12 protein-coding genes are annotated in these 15,076 nt (G+C 71.7%); 7 read left to right on the top strand and 5 right to left on the bottom strand.

The features are described 5' to 3' along the window. Positions 1 to 22 precede the first annotated feature (22 nt). The 4 genes from OG978_RS34475 to OG978_RS34490 all read right to left on the bottom strand — a co-directional run bounded on the left by OG978_RS34475 (position 23) and on the right by OG978_RS34490 (position 6,942). Complete coding sequence (locus OG978_RS34475; RefSeq protein WP_326768976.1) at positions 23 to 2,158, bottom strand: AAA family ATPase; 2,136 nt, start codon at positions 2,156 to 2,158, stop codon at positions 23 to 25. Beyond that, positions 2,155 to 2,859 carry a DUF4255 domain-containing protein gene (locus OG978_RS34480; RefSeq protein ID WP_326768977.1) on the bottom strand — a complete coding sequence of 235 codons (705 nt, stop codon included), beginning with the start codon at positions 2,857 to 2,859 and terminating at the stop codon, positions 2,155 to 2,157. Before OG978_RS34480 ends, OG978_RS34475 begins: the two co-directional genes overlap by 4 nt. Continuing rightward, entirely contained in the window at positions 2,856 to 5,999 is a 3,144-nt protein-coding gene (locus tag OG978_RS34485; RefSeq protein ID WP_326768978.1) for a hypothetical protein, read from the bottom strand. Before OG978_RS34485 ends, OG978_RS34480 begins: the two co-directional genes overlap by 4 nt. Positions 6,000 to 6,213: 214 nt before the next feature. After that, complete coding sequence (locus OG978_RS34490) at positions 6,214 to 6,942, bottom strand: helix-turn-helix transcriptional regulator (RefSeq protein WP_326768979.1); 729 nt, start codon at positions 6,940 to 6,942, stop codon at positions 6,214 to 6,216. A gap of 205 nt (positions 6,943 to 7,147) precedes the next feature. Here OG978_RS34490 and OG978_RS34495 point away from each other — a divergent pair, with 205 nt between their 5' ends. The 5 genes from OG978_RS34495 (at position 7,148) to OG978_RS34515 (ending at position 11,649) form a co-directional block, all read left to right on the top strand. After that, positions 7,148 to 8,467 (top strand): COG1470 family protein, encoded by a 1,320-nt coding sequence (locus OG978_RS34495; RefSeq protein ID WP_326768980.1) that lies wholly within the window; start codon positions 7,148 to 7,150, stop codon positions 8,465 to 8,467. Between the two features lie 520 nt (positions 8,468 to 8,987). After that, a complete protein-coding gene (locus OG978_RS34500) occupies positions 8,988 to 10,517 on the top strand; it encodes a phage tail sheath family protein (protein ID WP_326768981.1) in 1,530 nt (509 codons plus the stop codon). A 39-nt stretch (positions 10,518 to 10,556) separates the two neighbouring features. Next, positions 10,557 to 10,997 (top strand): phage tail protein, encoded by a 441-nt coding sequence (locus OG978_RS34505; RefSeq protein WP_124720830.1) that lies wholly within the window; start codon positions 10,557 to 10,559, stop codon positions 10,995 to 10,997. Continuing rightward, on the top strand, positions 10,994 to 11,494 hold the full coding sequence (locus OG978_RS34510; protein ID WP_326768982.1) for a hypothetical protein: 501 nt from the start codon (positions 10,994 to 10,996) through the stop codon (positions 11,492 to 11,494). Before OG978_RS34505 ends, OG978_RS34510 begins: the two co-directional genes overlap by 4 nt. Continuing rightward, on the top strand, positions 11,491 to 11,649 hold the full coding sequence (locus OG978_RS34515; RefSeq protein ID WP_266430796.1) for a DUF6760 family protein: 159 nt from the start codon (positions 11,491 to 11,493) through the stop codon (positions 11,647 to 11,649). The genes OG978_RS34510 and OG978_RS34515 overlap by 4 nt, the downstream gene beginning before the upstream one ends. Positions 11,650 to 11,781: 132 nt before the next feature. Here OG978_RS34515 and OG978_RS34520 read toward each other — a convergent pair whose 3' ends face one another. Then, positions 11,782 to 12,648, bottom strand: a complete 867-nt coding sequence (locus tag OG978_RS34520; RefSeq protein WP_326768983.1) for a hypothetical protein — start codon at positions 12,646 to 12,648, stop codon at positions 11,782 to 11,784. A 1,438-nt stretch (positions 12,649 to 14,086) separates the two neighbouring features. On the opposite strand from OG978_RS34520, the gene OG978_RS34525 reads away from it, so the two are divergent. Together OG978_RS34525 and OG978_RS34530 are read left to right on the top strand one after the other, a co-directional pair. Further along, positions 14,087 to 14,575: a hypothetical protein gene (locus OG978_RS34525; protein WP_326768984.1), complete on the top strand. Its 489-nt coding sequence runs from the start codon at positions 14,087 to 14,089 to the stop codon at positions 14,573 to 14,575. Between the two features lie 72 nt (positions 14,576 to 14,647). Beyond that, complete coding sequence (locus OG978_RS34530; protein WP_114242522.1) at positions 14,648 to 15,073, top strand: phage tail protein; 426 nt, start codon at positions 14,648 to 14,650, stop codon at positions 15,071 to 15,073. The last annotated feature ends 3 nt before the right edge of the window (positions 15,074 to 15,076 follow it).

A 15,076-nucleotide genomic window follows, 5' to 3' on the forward strand; every position in this document is an offset into this window, starting at 1 on the left:
GCGGCCGGGGTTTCCGGAGCAGCTACCCCCTGCCGCCTCCCTGGGTACGGTCCAGCCAGGAGCCGAACTCGCTCTCCCGGACCAGTCGGCCGAGTTTGCGGTACTCCTGGATCACGGCCGTGACGATCTGCTCCATACCGAGCGGTCGCCCCGATTCCGCTGCCAGATAGGCGGCGGTCACCGCGCAGGCACGGATCGATCCTCCCGCCAGCTCGAAGCGTCCCGCGCAGAATTCCAGATCGAGTCCGGCCTCGCGGGGGATCGCCGTCCCGAGGCAGCGGTCCCACAGGGCCAGTCGCTGCCGGGCGTCCGGCATGGGGAACTCCGCGATCACATCGAGGCGCCGGGTGAACGCCTCGTCGAGATTGCCCCGCAGATTGGTGGTGAGCACCGCGATCCCGTCGAAGGACTCCATCCGCTGCAGCAGATAGGCCGACTCCACGTTGGCGTGGCGGTCGTGCGCGTCCTTGACCTGCGAGCGCTTCCCGAAAATGGCGTCCGCCTCGTCGAACAGCAGGATGCCGTTGACGTCGGACGCCTCGACGAAGATCCTTTCGAGGTTCTTCTCGGTCTCACCGACGTACTTGTCCACCACGGTGGACAGATCCACGACATACAGCTCCATGCCGAGCTCCGACGCCACCACCTCGGCGGACATGGTCTTGCCGGTGCCGGACTCACCCGCGAACAACGCGATGATCCCGCGACCCCGGCCGCCGCCCGGCCGCATCCGCCACTGACCGAGCACCTGCTCGCGGTGGCGTGCGCGCAGGGCGAGTTCGGACAGCTCGCGGCGGGTCGCGGCGGGCAGCACGAGGTCGTCCCAGCCGACCGCCGGCTCGATACGACGGGCGAGCCGTTCGAGCCCCGCTCCGTTCTGAGCCCGGACCGCCGTGCGCAGGTCCTGCGCGTCCACCGGACGCTCCGCCAGGACGGCCAGCCGGGAGGCGACAGCGGCGGCCTTGCGCACCTGCTCGGAGTCGAGCCGGTAGGAGGCGGTGGCCTCGATGAGTTCCTCGCCGGCCGACGCGCTCCCGGCAGGCAGCCCGAGAGAACTGCCTGCCTCGGCGAGCGCCCGACGCCACTGCCGAGCCATGCCCGCGGGGCCGGGGGACAGGACGTGGACCGGAACCGGACTCTCCGCGGTCCACAGGGGATCCCAGTTCTTCTTCCCGTACGCGACCAGCGGAGCACCGCTGACCGCCGCGCAGAGGCTCCCGAGCAACCGGGCCCCCGCGGGCCGCTCGGGGGCGAGCGCTTCGAGCGGACCGAGGACGACCCCGCCGCCGCTCAGCCGGACCTCGGCCGCCAGGGTCCGTACGACTTCCGCCGGTTCGGGAAGGGTGGCGAGATCCGCGATGTCGACCACCAGCGGACGGCGCCCCGCGGCGAGCAGCGCCTCGACCGCCAGTCCGCCGGGGTCGCCTCCCCGGTCGAGCAGATGCACCAGACCGCTGCCCGTGCCCAGTGCCGCCGCGACCCGCAGGACCTCCGGTCGGGTGTCCGGCTCCGCCTCGGGCGCGACCGCACGGACGAGGCCGCGCAGCCGCCCGTCGATCTCGTCGTTGCCGAGCAGGTACGCGGTGATCCGGTCCGGCACTCGCAGCACCCGCGAGAGCAGCGGACGGTCGGCCTCCAGTACCTCCAGCAGTCCGCCCGCGACCAGCGGGGCGGACGGTGAGAACCGGAAGCGGCCGGAGCCCGCGGCGGGCAGCCCGCAGAGTTCGAGCGCCAGACCGATGGTCGGCCTTCGCCGGGTGAGGTCGTCGTTGAGGTAGCCGTAGAGCCGCTCGAACCGGCTGTCGATGTCCGGGGCCATCACGACCAGCAGCAGGTCCATGTCCAGCGGTACCAGGCCGAAGTTCTCGGCGAGCTGCCGGACCCGGCTCCCGGGCGGGGACTGCGGCGAAGGCTCGGAGCCGTACGCCGGTACGGGCGCGAACGCGTCGCGGGACTCCACGATCCGCCCAGCCGCCTCGGGGGTGAGGTACTGCCCCCGGTACGGATCGTCCGGTTGCGGGTCGGCGGCCCGCCGGAGCGCCACCGCGTTCCTGACCCGCTGCTCGACGTGGATCAGCTGCTCCCAGAGGTCCTCGATGACCGCGGTCGGGGCGCCGGCCGGTTCGTGGACGGCACGGGTGTCCGGTGTCGTGGTCATCGAGCCGCGCCCCCGCGCCTGCGCCGGCCGGGCGGCAACTGCCGTTGCCGCTCGGCGGCGAAGCCCTGCCCGCCGGGGTCGGACGCCCCGTCGTAGCGCAGCCGGCGCCCCGGTTCCGTACGGTCGCCGTCCCGTGCGGCCGCGGTCCTCACCACCAGCCCTTCGGTGACCGGCGGGCCGGCGGACGTCCGTTCACCGGCCAGCGGTGCCCACACCCGCAGGTCGATCGCGGCCTTGAGCTCACCGCCGAGCGCGGACCAGACGTCCGAGGCGGACGGCCCGTCGGTGCCCGGACCAGCCGCCTCGATCTCCACGGCCAGCCCGAGCTCGGCGAGGCTGCCGGTGTGCATACGGGCGGGCAGGACGTCCGACCGTACGAGGCAGCGCAACACCTCGGAGAGCAGGCGGTGTTCGTCCTGCGGGCGATTGGTCCAGGCAGTCACCAGATAGGTCAGCTCGAACCAGCGCGGCGGGGTCCGCCGGCCGATGACCACTCCTTCGTCGTCGTGTTCCTCGGCCGCGCCGGTACGGCGGCGGCTCGCGTCCTCACGGATGCGGTGGAGGAAGACGCTGATCGTGGGGGCGTTGCGCCGGGCGGACCAGTCCTTCGTCGGTGCGTCGAAGACCAGGTCCACGCCGCTCTCCTGGAGGCCGGCGTCGACCAGCAACAGCCGCAGCCCCTCGTCCACTTCGTGGATCACCGTCGCCCCACCTCGTCCGGCGGGACGATGGTGCCGCCGACCACCAGGAAGGATGTGGTGACCGGTCTGAACCCGGGCCCCTTGGCGGTGATCGTGCGCGGTCCCGTCCGGTCCTTCGCCAGGATCAGCAACTGCGCGATGAACGTACGGTCCCGGCGCGGGAAGGTGGGCGCCGCGGCTGCGGTGATCCCGGGCTTCCAGGTGAGCTTCACCGGTGCTCCGGGCGGGAAGTCCTTGCCCCGTACGGAGGTGACGAACCCCGGTTTGCCCACGGCGGGCACCGCGATGATCCGGGGCTGGAGGATGCGCAGCGGCTTCCTGGACACGTTGTCACCGGGGTCGGCGTCCGTACCGGTCGTGGTCAGCCTTCCGGTGATGCTCGTCGTCAGAGCCCGGTCCGGCTTGAGCACGACACGGACGACCGTGGAGGCGCCCGGTGCCAGGTCGGGCAGCGTGCACACCCCGGCGGCGCAGCCCGCCGGAAGCGGACCCGCCGGGATCCGCGCGGGCAGTCCGAGCTTCAGCCGCAGTCCGGTGGCGAGCGCGTTCCGGCCGTTGCGCACGGTGTATGTCACCACCACCCGGCCGCCGACGTAGCCGGGGCTGGGCTGTGCCCGCACGGAGACCGCGGGCCCCGCCTCGGGTTCGGGCGGCTGGGGGGCCGGGGGACGGGGCGTCGGGGTGGGCGTCGGTTTCTCGGGCACGTCCTGGACCGGGACGCTCGTCCCGGTGGCGTTGTCCGTGGGGTTCGGGTCGACCACGGCCCCGGTGACCGACCAGCCGATCCGCTGGTCCCCCTTCGTCACGCCGGTCAGCCGGGCGGTGACCTCCACACTGGTCCCTGGCGGGAGCACGCCCAGGTCGCACTGGGGCGACCCGGCGGCACAGGGTCCGGCCGGGGTGGTGAGCTCCTCCAGGCGCACGCCGGGCGGGGCGTCGGCGGTGAACACGGTGCCGGGCGAGGGCGCGGGGCCCCGGTTGGTGATGGTGACCGTCACCGATACCGAGGAACCGGCCTCCACCGCGGGTCCGGTGGGCGGCGCGGTCAGGGACAGGTCGACCGACTGCTGGAAGGCGGGCTCCTTCTGCCGCCCGGCGAGGCTTTCGCCGAACGGCGTCAGCGTGCCGGAGGAGAGGTCGAGCATGGACAGCTGCTCCGGGGAGTTCGGCGCGAGCGCTCTGCGTGAACTCAGCACCAGCCGCCCGGAGTCCGGCGACCAGGCCACGTCGCGGGGCTGGAACGGCCCGGTCCGCGAGGTGTCGGGGATGTTCTGATGGCACGCATCGGGGTTGTCCCGCTGGACGGACGGAAGCACGACCTGGCACTCGTCGCCGGTCAGCGAGGTCACGACGACGCCGGAGCGCTCGTTGACCCGGCCGCCGCCGTCCTTGCGGTTGAAGGCGAGCTTGCTGCCGTCGGGGGAGAAGGCGGGACTGTCGTCGATCTTCTTGCATTCACCGGGGCAGATGGTGACGCTGAGGTCCCGCTGCTGGTCGAGCGCCGCCACCGGCACGGTCCAGACGTGCTTGATGCCGCCCAGGCCCCGGATCACGTGGTTGCGGGTGAAGGCGAGGGTGGTTCCGTCCGACGACCAGGTGGGCTGTGCGTCACCTCCTGCCAACTGCCCTTCCGGCGGGACGATTCTGCCGACGATCTCTCCCGTGGCGACGTCCGCGATGAGGATGCTGCTCGGCCCCGGCTGCCCGTCGACCCTGCCGGGCGAAGACCTGGTGAACGCCAGCTTGGTGCCGTCGGGCGAGAACGTGGGGTCGGTGTCCCAGTCGCGGGGACCGCGCCCGGCGAGCGGCATCGCTGCCTCGTGGGTTCCGTCGGCGTCGGCCAGCCAGATCTGTTCGACGCGCTCCTTCTCCTTGCCCTCGAAGCGGGTCAGGACGATGCGCCTGCCGTCCGGTGTGTAGTTCTGCCGCTCGGTCCACGGGTCGTACTCCGCCGCCGGGTTGAACAGCGGGTCCTTGGCAGGATCGGTGTTCGTATCGGCCTCCGGGTCCTCCTTGAGGATGGGGAGCCCGAGGTCCCGCGGGTCCGAACCGTCCTGTCTGACGTCCTGGAGCGTCACGTCGTTCGCCTCGCGGGGGGTCCGTCGTGTCACGACGACGGCCCCGGAGTCCGGGGACTTGAGCCAGGTGGGCGATTCGACCGCGCGGTCCTCACCGAGTTCCAGGCTCGGCTCGGTGGTCCCGTCGAAGGCGGTCGTCCGGTAGACGTGGTCGTAGTCCTTGCACCCGCAGGTCGTGTCGGGACTGAGGAAGAGCAGGCCGTTTCCGTCCGGCAGCCAGGCGGCCGAGCGGGTGCGCCAGTTGGCCTGGACACCGGCCAGCAGGGGACGGTCGGTTCCGACACCCTCGGTCACCCGGAGCCGGGGCCCCGTCTCCTTGTCCGTGGTGAGGGTGTACGCGACGCGAGCGCGGTGGGAGTCGTCGTCCACCGGGTTCCACTCCGGCTCGGTCGCGTCGCCGGCCGGGCCGTCACTGATCACCCTCGCCGCGCCGCCGGCCACGGCCCGTTCGTATATCAGCCCGGTCCGCCCCGGACCCGAGTCACAGGAGTACGCGATCCGCGAGCCGTCCGGGGAGAACGTCGGGGAGGTCTCGTTGTTGGGGGTGTCCGTCAGCCGCCGCAGGCCGGAGCCGTCGATGCCGACGGTCCACAGTTCACGCTGGACCACATCGCCCGGCCCCCGCACCGCGGAGTCGAACACCACGGTCCGTCCGTCCGGGGAGAGTTCGGGGTGTGCGGCGTCCAGGCCGGTGGTGAGCTTGCGCACCGCGCCGTTCGCGTCACGTACGTACACCTGCGGTCGCACCGCGTCGCGCAGGCTGGTGAAGACCAGCACCTCACCGCGTGCGAACGGGTCCTGGTCGTAGTGGGCCGGTCCGGTGCCGAACAGCGGGGCAGTGGCGGCCGGGTCGGAGACCCGGCCGAGGCTGCGGTGTTCGGTACCGGCGTAGGTGATGCGTCCGGCATCCGCCGGGCCGTCGTCGTCCGCCACCGCGGCGATCCTCGGCGCACCGTGAGGGGCGGACGCGGAGCCCGCCACCAGTAATGGCGCCAACAGCAGTACGGCGCCCGTCAGTCGGCCCAGCCGGGTACGCCTCACCGGGCCAGCAGTGCCGGTCACGGCCCACCTCACAGTCCTGTTGATGACTCTCCACGACAAGCATCGTGCCCGCGCGGGTCCGAAGACAGGTCCGGAGTACCCGGAGCGGGGGAAGGGGCTGTTGCCCTTTGCGGCGCCCTCCCGGCCCCCGCCCGTCCGTTCCTGCCCCGAACCACCGGCGGGCCCCCGCGCGGCGGCGTCCGCACGCCGTCCGCACGGGAGCCCGTGGCAGGACTCAGATGAGCCCGTGCCGCATGGCGTAACCGACGGCGTGGGCCCGGTTGCGCAGTTCGAGCCGTGTCGACACCTCGTGCAGGACGTTCTTGACGGTGCGTTCGGAGTACGAGGTCTTCTGTGCGATCTCCGCGGTGCCGTAGCCCTCCGACACCAGCCTGATCATCTCCGCCTCCCGCGCGGTGAGAGTGGAGAGCGAGAGTCCCCGGGGGTCGAGGACCGTGCGCTGGAGGCTACTGACATGGGTGAGGAGCTTTCCGAGCAGGTCGCCCGGCAGCACTCCTTCACCGTTCGCCATCGCCGTCACCAGGTGGAGAAGACTGTCCTGGTCGGCCTCACCGCGCCTCAGCACGGCGGCGACGCCGCACTCGATCATGGTCTGGAGCGCGCCCGACTCGAAGAAACCGACGACGAGTCCGGTGCGGGTCGCGGTGTTGCGCTGGAGACGTTGCAGGAGCTGGACGGTGGGCTCGCCCACCATGTCCACCACCACCAAGGAGACTTGGGCCCGGTCTGCCTCGGACTCCGCTATCAGCTCTATCTCGGGCCGTGGGCGTAATTGGTGGACCACGCCGGTCCGCAGGATCAGGTCCTCCGCGTACACCGCTACGGAGATCCTGCCCCCGGGAGTCTCATGGGCGACGTCCCCGGCGGAGTGCTCCGATGCGGCGGGCCCGCGGTACTGGCCGCGCTCCGCTGCTCTGGTCGTCGTGTCTGCTGTCGTCGTCATTCGTCTGCGTGCCCGTCTTCCTCAGGTGCTTCCGTTCCGATACGCCGGTTTCCGCTCGCGACCGCGTCGGCCTCGGGCAGGGTGACCGGGCCCGGGGAGGGCTCGTCGGGACATCGTGCCGTTGTGCCGCCGGGGCACCACCCGTGCCCGAGCGTTGCCCTCGCGTCTCTGCCGCGCGGCCGCAGGGGCGGCCTAACGTCGCATCGTGACCACATCTGCCGAACTCGAAACGCCCACGGTGACGGTTTCGCCCGGTGCCGAAGCGACGACGACCCTGACCGTGCGCAACGACGGCGACATCGTCGAGGCGTACACGCTCGAAGTGGTCGGCGACTGCGCCGCCTGGAGCACCGTCGAGCCGGCGCGCGTGTCCCTCTACCCGGGCACCTCCGAGGTGGTGACCGTACGGCTCGCGCCGCCCCGCTCCCACGAGGTCCGGGCCGGTGAGATACCCCTGGGTGTCCGCGTTCTGCCCACGGAGCACCCCGAGTCGGTGGCGGTCCCCGAGGCCACGGTGGTCGTCGCGCCCTTTCACGAGCTCCGGGCGGAGCTCGACCCGCGGCGACGCTCCGGCTGGCTGGGCGCCCGCTTCCGGACCTCGGTGCAGAACAGGGGGAACACCGCGGTCGATGTCGCCCTCACCGGCAAGCAGGCCGGGGAGGAACTCCGGCTGGCCTTCACCCCGGACCAACGGCGTCTGGAACCGGGCGAGTCCGCCGAGGTGGGCCTGCGGGTACGGGCCCGGAAACTGATCTGGTTCGGCACGCCGGTCACCTGGCCGTTCGAGGTCGAGGCCGCCGAAAGCACCGAACGGGACACCGACGGTGAGCAGTCCGGCCGGTCCGAGCCGCTGCCCGGCGAGTTCGCTCAACTGCCGGTGCTGCCCAGGTGGTTGCTGATCGTCCTGGCCGCGCTGCTCGCCCTGCTGCTCGCATGGTTCGCGCTGGTCCGGCCCGCGGTGCGGAGCACCGCGAAGCAGGCGGCGCACGAGGCCGCGCAGGAAAAGAGGCCCGGCGGGCAAAAGGATTCGACGGGCGGCACGGGCGACCCGACCGGTGGCCAGGGTGACGACAAGGGGCAGGGCGACGGTGAGGACAAGCCGAACGCGTCCGGAGGCTCCGGTTCGGGCGGTTCCAGCTCGGGAACGGGCGGGGGAACCGGCGGCACCCAGCAGAGCTCGGCGACGATCGATGTGCAGACCGGGGCCGGGGCCGAGAAGAAGGGGACGTACCGGGTCGAGAAGGGGAAGGTATTCGGTATCACGGACATCGTGGTGGCGAACTTCCAGGGCGACGAAGGAGTGCTGACCATCTCGTTCGGGAAGCGGAAGATCACCACCATCGCTCTGGAGACCTTCCGCAACCAGGACTACCACTGGGTCACCCCCATCCAGATTCAGGAGAACGACACGGTCACCGCGTCCGTCACCTGCGCCAAACCTGGCACGCCGGCGACCGGAACCCAGGCTTCCGAATGCCACCAGGTACTCAATGTCAGCGGCGTGCTGAGCGATCTCGCACCGTAGAAACAAAGCGTCCGTCCTCCTGCTTCCCCCGCGGGGAAGACAACAGCAGAAATCCCGATCGAGGGAAACCCGGCCCGCCGGTCCCTGGCAGTTTCTCTTTCCTGTGCACACAAGAGGTGGACCAGGTCGGCCGGGTTCCCGTGACACCGGCAGTGGATGAGGAGTTTCCGGTCACAGGCCTCTCGGGGAACGCCGGAAGGTCTGGGTGGGCAGGTCAAGGCCGGATTCGGTCACCGGATCCCGATCGGATAGTCGGTGCCTGCGAATTCTGGCTGATTCCCGTCGAGCCTCCGGCCGGCGGACGCCTTCCGGAAATCCGGAGTTCACAGCACTGTCACGCGACCGGACCGGGAAATGCGGCGACCACCGAGCCCCGTCCGCAAAGGGAAGCATTTCCTGCCCCACGGGTGCCTGGGAAGGCAGCACCCTTGCCCCGTGTCCAGGACTTTGAGACCTACTGTCCGCCACGGCCGCCGAGGAAGACTCGGCGGCGAACGAATGACCACGCGAAGGAGCGAGCATGCCGTCGTACCTCACCCCGGGTGTTTACGTGGAGGAGGTGCAGTCCGGAGCGCGGCCCATCGAGGGAGTCGGCACCGCGGTCGCAGCCTTCGTCGGTTTCGCGGAGTCCGGCCCCTTCCACCAGCCGACGCTGGTGACGAACTGGGACCAGTACGTCCAGACCTTCGGCACCTTCACCGCCGACACGTACCTGACCCCCGCGGTCTACGGCTACTTCGCCAACGGCGGCGGCGCGGCCTACATCGTGCGCATCGGCGGCCCCGCGCAGGACCCGGCACAGAAGTCCGCGTCCGGGGCGGCCCCGTCCGCCGCCATCGGAGGGTTCCTGGTCTCCGCGCGGTCCGGTACGAGCGGAGACCTCTCCGTCGAGGTCACCGACGCCGAGGGCGAGAACCCTCCGGAGGACCGGTTCCGGCTGCTGGTGCGGCAGGCCGGCAAGGTGGTGGAGACCCACGACGTCTCCACCCGGAAGAACGTCAAGGGCTACCTCGTCACCCAGGCCCGCCAGTCCAAGCTCATCGAGGTCACCGAGCAGCCCGGCGCGACGCAGACCCGCCCCGAGAACCAGAGCCTCTCCCTCGCGCCCACCGCTGCCGCCCCCGGAGCCGGCGTCGCACGGATCGACCCGGCCGAGTACGTCGGCGACGCCGCCGCCCGCACGGGGTTCGCGGGCCTCGAAGCGATCGACGAGATCACCATGGTCGCCGTTCCGGACCTGATGAGCGCCTACCAGCGCGGGGACATCGACGCCGAGGGCGTCAAGGCCGTCCAGCTGGCGGTGATTTCGCACTGCGAGCAGATGGGCGACCGGGTCGCCGTCCTGGACACTCCGCCGGGCATGAACGCCCAGCGCGTCCGTACCTGGCGCAACGACGACGCCGGATACGACTCGCGCTACGCGACCCTGTACTACCCGTGGGTCAAGGTCTTCGACCCGGCGACGGGCCAGAACTCCCTGGTGCCGCCGAGCGGTCATGTCGCCGGTGTCTGGGCGCGCAGCGACGGTGAGCGCGGGGTGCACAAGGCCCCCGCCAACGAGGTCATCCGCGGTGCGCTGGACCTGGAGATCCGCCTCAGCAAGGGCGAGCAGGACCTGCTCAACCCGATCGGTGTCAACTGCGTGCGCGCCTTCCCCGGGCGCGGCATCCGGATCTGGGGCGCGCGCACTCTCTCGTCCGACCCGGCCTGGCGCTACCTCAACGTACGCCGCCTCTTCAACTACCTGGAGGAGTCGATCCTCCTGGGCACCCAGTGGGTGGTGTTCGAGCCGAACGACGACCGCCTGTGGTCGAGTATCCGGCGGAACGTCACCGCCTTCCTCACCGAGGAGTGGCGCCGGGGCGCCCTCTTCGGCCGCACGGCCGAGGAAGCGTTCTACGTGAAGTGTGACCGCGACAACAATCCGCAGGAGTCGATCGACCTCGGCCAGGTCGTGTGCGAGATCGGCGTGGCTCCGGTGAAGCCCGCGGAGTTCGTGATCTTCCGCCTCGCGCAGTTCTCCGACAGTACGAGCCTCGTCAACGAGTGACCCGACAGGGTCCCCAAACGGAACAGGTGACACAGAGTCATGGCAGAGGGCGACGCTCTTTCCACCCACGTCTTCGGCGTGCAGCTCGGCGGCTATCTCGTCGAGTCGATCCAAGAGATCAGCGGCCTGACCGTCGAGGAGGAAGTCGTCGAGGTCCGTCAGGTGACGGCCGAGGGCAAGCAGATCATCCGCAAGCAGCCCGGCGCACGTCAGGCGGGCGAGGTGACGATCACCCGCGGACTCGACAAGAGCAGTGAGTTCACCAAATGGATCAAGGAGACGCTCAACAACGGGGCTGTCGACACCGCGCGCCAGAACCTGACCATCGAGATCAAGGACTCGAAGGGTGAGACGGTCCGGCGCATCCAGTTGATGCAGGGCTGGGCCAGCAAGTGGGAGGGCCCCTCGCTGAAGGCCGGCGAATCCAGCGCCGCCACCGAGACGGTGACCATCACCTTCGAGGAGATCGTGGTCGAATGAGGCGCAGGACCGTTACGTCGGGCGGGCTCGACGAAGTCCTCGACAGCCTCGCGTCCAACCCGCCCGCCGCACGCGAGGAGGCTCCCGCGCCGGCTCCGGCGCGGGACCGGGACCATGACCAGCAGGATCTGCGTACGGAGTTCGACTTCGAGCTCCCGCGCGGTTACGTCGACGACGAGGGCCAGGTCCACCGGCGCGGCTCGATGCGGCTCGCGACTGCCCGGGACGAGCTGCGCCCGCAGATCGACCTGCGGGTGAAGGAGAACCCGGCGTACCTGTCCGTGGTGCTGCTGAGCCAGGTGATCACCCAGCTCGGCACCATCACCGATGTGCATGCCGGGGTCGTCGAGCGGATGTACGCCACGGACGTGGCGTTCCTCCAGGACTTCTACCGCCGGATCAACAGCGAGGGCCACACGCACGCCGCGGTGACCTGCCCGCTGTGCCACGGATCGTTCGAGGTGGACCTCTCGGGTGGGCGCCTGGGGGAATCGTGACGTACGCGCTTCCCCGACTGCGGGAGGAGATCGCGTACGTCGCCTACCACTTCCATTGGCAGCGAGAGGACATTCTCGACCTCACCCATGGCGAGCGTCAGGAGTGGGTGCGGGAGATAGCGCGGATCAACACCCGCGTCAACGAAGGCGGGTGATCGTGTGGGTTTCGGAAACTGGTTCCGCCGAGGGGACCGGCAGCAGCCCGGAACGCCTTCCGGGGGCGGGGCCGGAGCCGGCACCGGGCGCAGTCCGGAACAGGAGGCCGACCGGAGCGACAGCGCGGCCGATCAGCGGGACGGCCGCGACGGCGGTTGGGACGGCGGCTGGCGGCAGGTCGCGCCGCCGACGGTGACCGTCGCCCGGTCCTCGATCGGGGTGAGCGACGGACTGCGGTTCAGGTCCGGCCTCGCCTCGTGGCAGAACCTTGCGTTCGCGGGCGAACTCGGCCATGCCGTACTGCCGTCCGCGCCGGTGGGCCTCATCCACGGCGTCGCCCGTCCGGGCGGCGCGCGATCCGCGGCTCCCGGTGGACCACTGCTGCTGCGTGCCGCCCGGAGCGGTACGGACGGGGAAGCGGAACCTGCGGCGGGCCCGGCACCTGCCACGGCGGGCAATGCGACCGGCAGTGCCAGGGCCGGCGGGAAGCCGGCCCCTGCGACCGTCCAGCGGTCGAGCCGTACGACGTCACCTCGCTCCTCGTCCCCACGCTCCTCCGGGAGCGGGGCACCGGGGCGGCAGACCGGCGGGGGCAGCGCAACCGCTCCGGACACCACGGCGGGGGCGGCCCCGGCGAAGAGCACTGCGCCGACCACAGCTTCGGGACCGGCCGCCGCGTCGGCGTCGCAGCATTCCGCGAACACCGCACCGGCACCGGTTTCGCTCCAGCGGGCCCGGCCCGCCGCCGTACGTCCGCGGCGGACCGCCCCGCCCCTGATCGTGGCCCGCCGTCCGGCGATGGCGCTGCGGCACATCGCCGGGATCCCGCCGGCCACGTCCTCCGCACCGGCCACTCCGGTCACCACCACCGCTGCCACCACCGTCTTGCAGCAGGGCGCGGCGCCGCAAACTGTGCCCGCCCCGCCGGGCGCCGCAACGACACCGGACAGCACCACCGACCGTCCCGCCGCCGCGACGGTGCGCCCCGCCCTGGGCAAGCCCCTGCGGGAACTGCCCACCGGGGCCGTGCCCTCCGGCCCGGCAGCGCGGAGCGGGGTCGTACCGTCCGCCCCGGCAGAGCAACAGACAGCGGGCATGCCCGTGCTTCAACGCCAGGCATCGGACGCGGCACCCCCTGCGGTGACCACGCCTTCGCCGGAGGCGACGAAACCGTCGGTGCGTCAGCCGCCGTTCACGGAGGCTCGGTTCCGGGAAGCCGGTTCCCCGGAGGGGCGGTCCCCGCAGCCGTCGCAGCCCGACGGGACCGGCTCGCAGGCACGTGCCCGTGGCGGGATCGGTGCCCCCCTCACCTCGCTTCCGTCGACAGCCAGGCTCCGGAACGACGCACCGCTGCTCGGTGACCGCGGTCGGGCACAGCCGGGAAACACGGGAGCTCGGCCGGCCACGGCATCGGCGGGAGAGCCCGGGGCGTCCCTGCCCTCCGTACCGGCCGCGCCGACGTCGAAGCCCCTGAACGCGCCCTCCGAGTTGCCGGTGCGCTCGTCCCCCGCACCTGCTCGGCCCGATGCGTCCGCACCGGAACCAGCGGCTGTCCAGCGCCCGGCGGACACCACGCGTACGAGCACACCCACCACGCCTTCCCCTTCCCCTTCTGCTCCCACTGCGCCGGTACGTGTCCGGAGGATCACCCCGGAGCGGGAGAAGGGACGGGCATCAGCGCCTGCCGTCGACGCCGGGGGGCCGATGCCCGCCGTCCAGCGGTCGCGCGCCCTGCTCGCGGGCCGAGATCTGCACGTGAACACCGGTGCCGGCGAAGGCTTTTCGGCGCCGACGGTGGGCAGCACGGCTCGGCCGGTCGTGGCAGCCACCTGGCGTCGTGATGTACAGCAGCCTGGGTCTGAAGCCCCGTCACCGGAGCGCGGGAGCACGCGGACCGGGGAGCACCGGACGCCGACGGATGTCGCGCCCCGGCGGGCAACTCCCCAGCCGCGCACTCGTCCCGCCGAACCCGCTTCCCCGCACCGGCCCCGTGCGACCGGCCCGGGGCCGGTGCGCAAGAGGACGGAGTCCAGTGGGCCGGCATCCAGTGGGACGGCGCCCGAGGGGCCTGCGCCCGGCGGCACCGTCCGACGCCCCGTGCCCGGGAGCCCGCCGCCGGGCACCGTCCGGAGCGGGACGCCCTCGGGCCGGACGCCCGTCGGCGATCCCGGTCGCGTTGCGAGAGCCGGAGCTGGGGCGGGAGCCGGGGGCGATCGGGCGGGTCGCGGGCCGGCGGTCGGCGGCTCTCTCGTGCGGCTCGTGCAGCGTTCGCTGCGCGGCGGTGCGACAACATCGCCGTCCCGGCCCGACGCGCACCCGCCGGAGCAGGGCCCCGTGGCGCCACGCCCCGACCGCCGTCCCGGACCGCCCTCCCCGGCACCACGAACCACACCTTCTGTCCCGTCCGTGCCGTCGGCCGCTCACCCGGTCCCGGTCGTGCGCCCGCATCCGCCCGCATCCGACCTGTCGGGAGCGGCCGCCGTGCCCGTACAGCGGACGGCGTTGCCGGTGGTGCCCGAATCCGCCGCCCCAGCGACCACCGGACCGACGGCCGGACTTGGCGCTCCTCCCGCCGGACCACCGAGTCTTGCGGTACGGGTTCCGCAACGCGCACCCGCTCCGGCCGCCGGAGCCGGCGTCTCCGCGGCCACGGCCGAGGTACTTCAGCGCGCGGCGGCCGACGCCGGAATCACCGGTGTCCCGGTGCGGGCGGCCCCGGTGAAGCCCGCCGCGCCATCGGGAAGGACCGGATCGACCGGACCCGCCGCCTCGGACACCGCGGACCCTCCGGCCGCGAACCGGGTCACCGGGGCGGACATCGAGGAGCTGGCCCGTCGGCTGCTCGACCCGGTGAGCCGGCTGATCCGCGCGGACATGCGCAGAGGGCGGGAGCGTACCGGACGGTTGTACGACGGCCGCCGCTGACAACGGCCTGAATGGCCAGAACGGCCGGACACAGCACGGTACTTGGGAAACAGCAGAGAAGAAGAGAAGCACATGACGGACAACATCTTCGCGACGAGTGTGTTCTTCAAGCTCGTCATCGGAGGCAGCGACCTGGGGGCCTTCCACACCTGCTCGGGTCTGGGCGCCGAGGTGGAGATGGAGCAGTACGCCGAGGGCGGCAACAACGGTTTCACCTGGCAGCTGCCGGGGCGGATCACCTGGACCAACATCACACTGACCCGCCCCGTCACCGCCGACACCCTGAAGATCGCACGGTGGCTGAACGAGACGATCCAGCGGGTCGAGCCCAAGGACGGCGAGATCGTCGCGCTCCGTCCGGACCTCGGCCGCATCATCAGCTGGCAGGTGCACGGCATCGTGCCGGTCCGCTGGCAGGGACCGTCCTTCGACCCCGCCAACTCCCAGGCGGCGATCGAGACGCTGGAGATTGCGCACGAGGGCCTGGAGCCGTCCTGATGG

This window comes from Streptomyces sp. NBC_01591, assembly GCF_035918155.1.
Classification (GTDB): Bacteria; Actinomycetota; Actinomycetes; order Streptomycetales; family Streptomycetaceae; genus Streptomyces.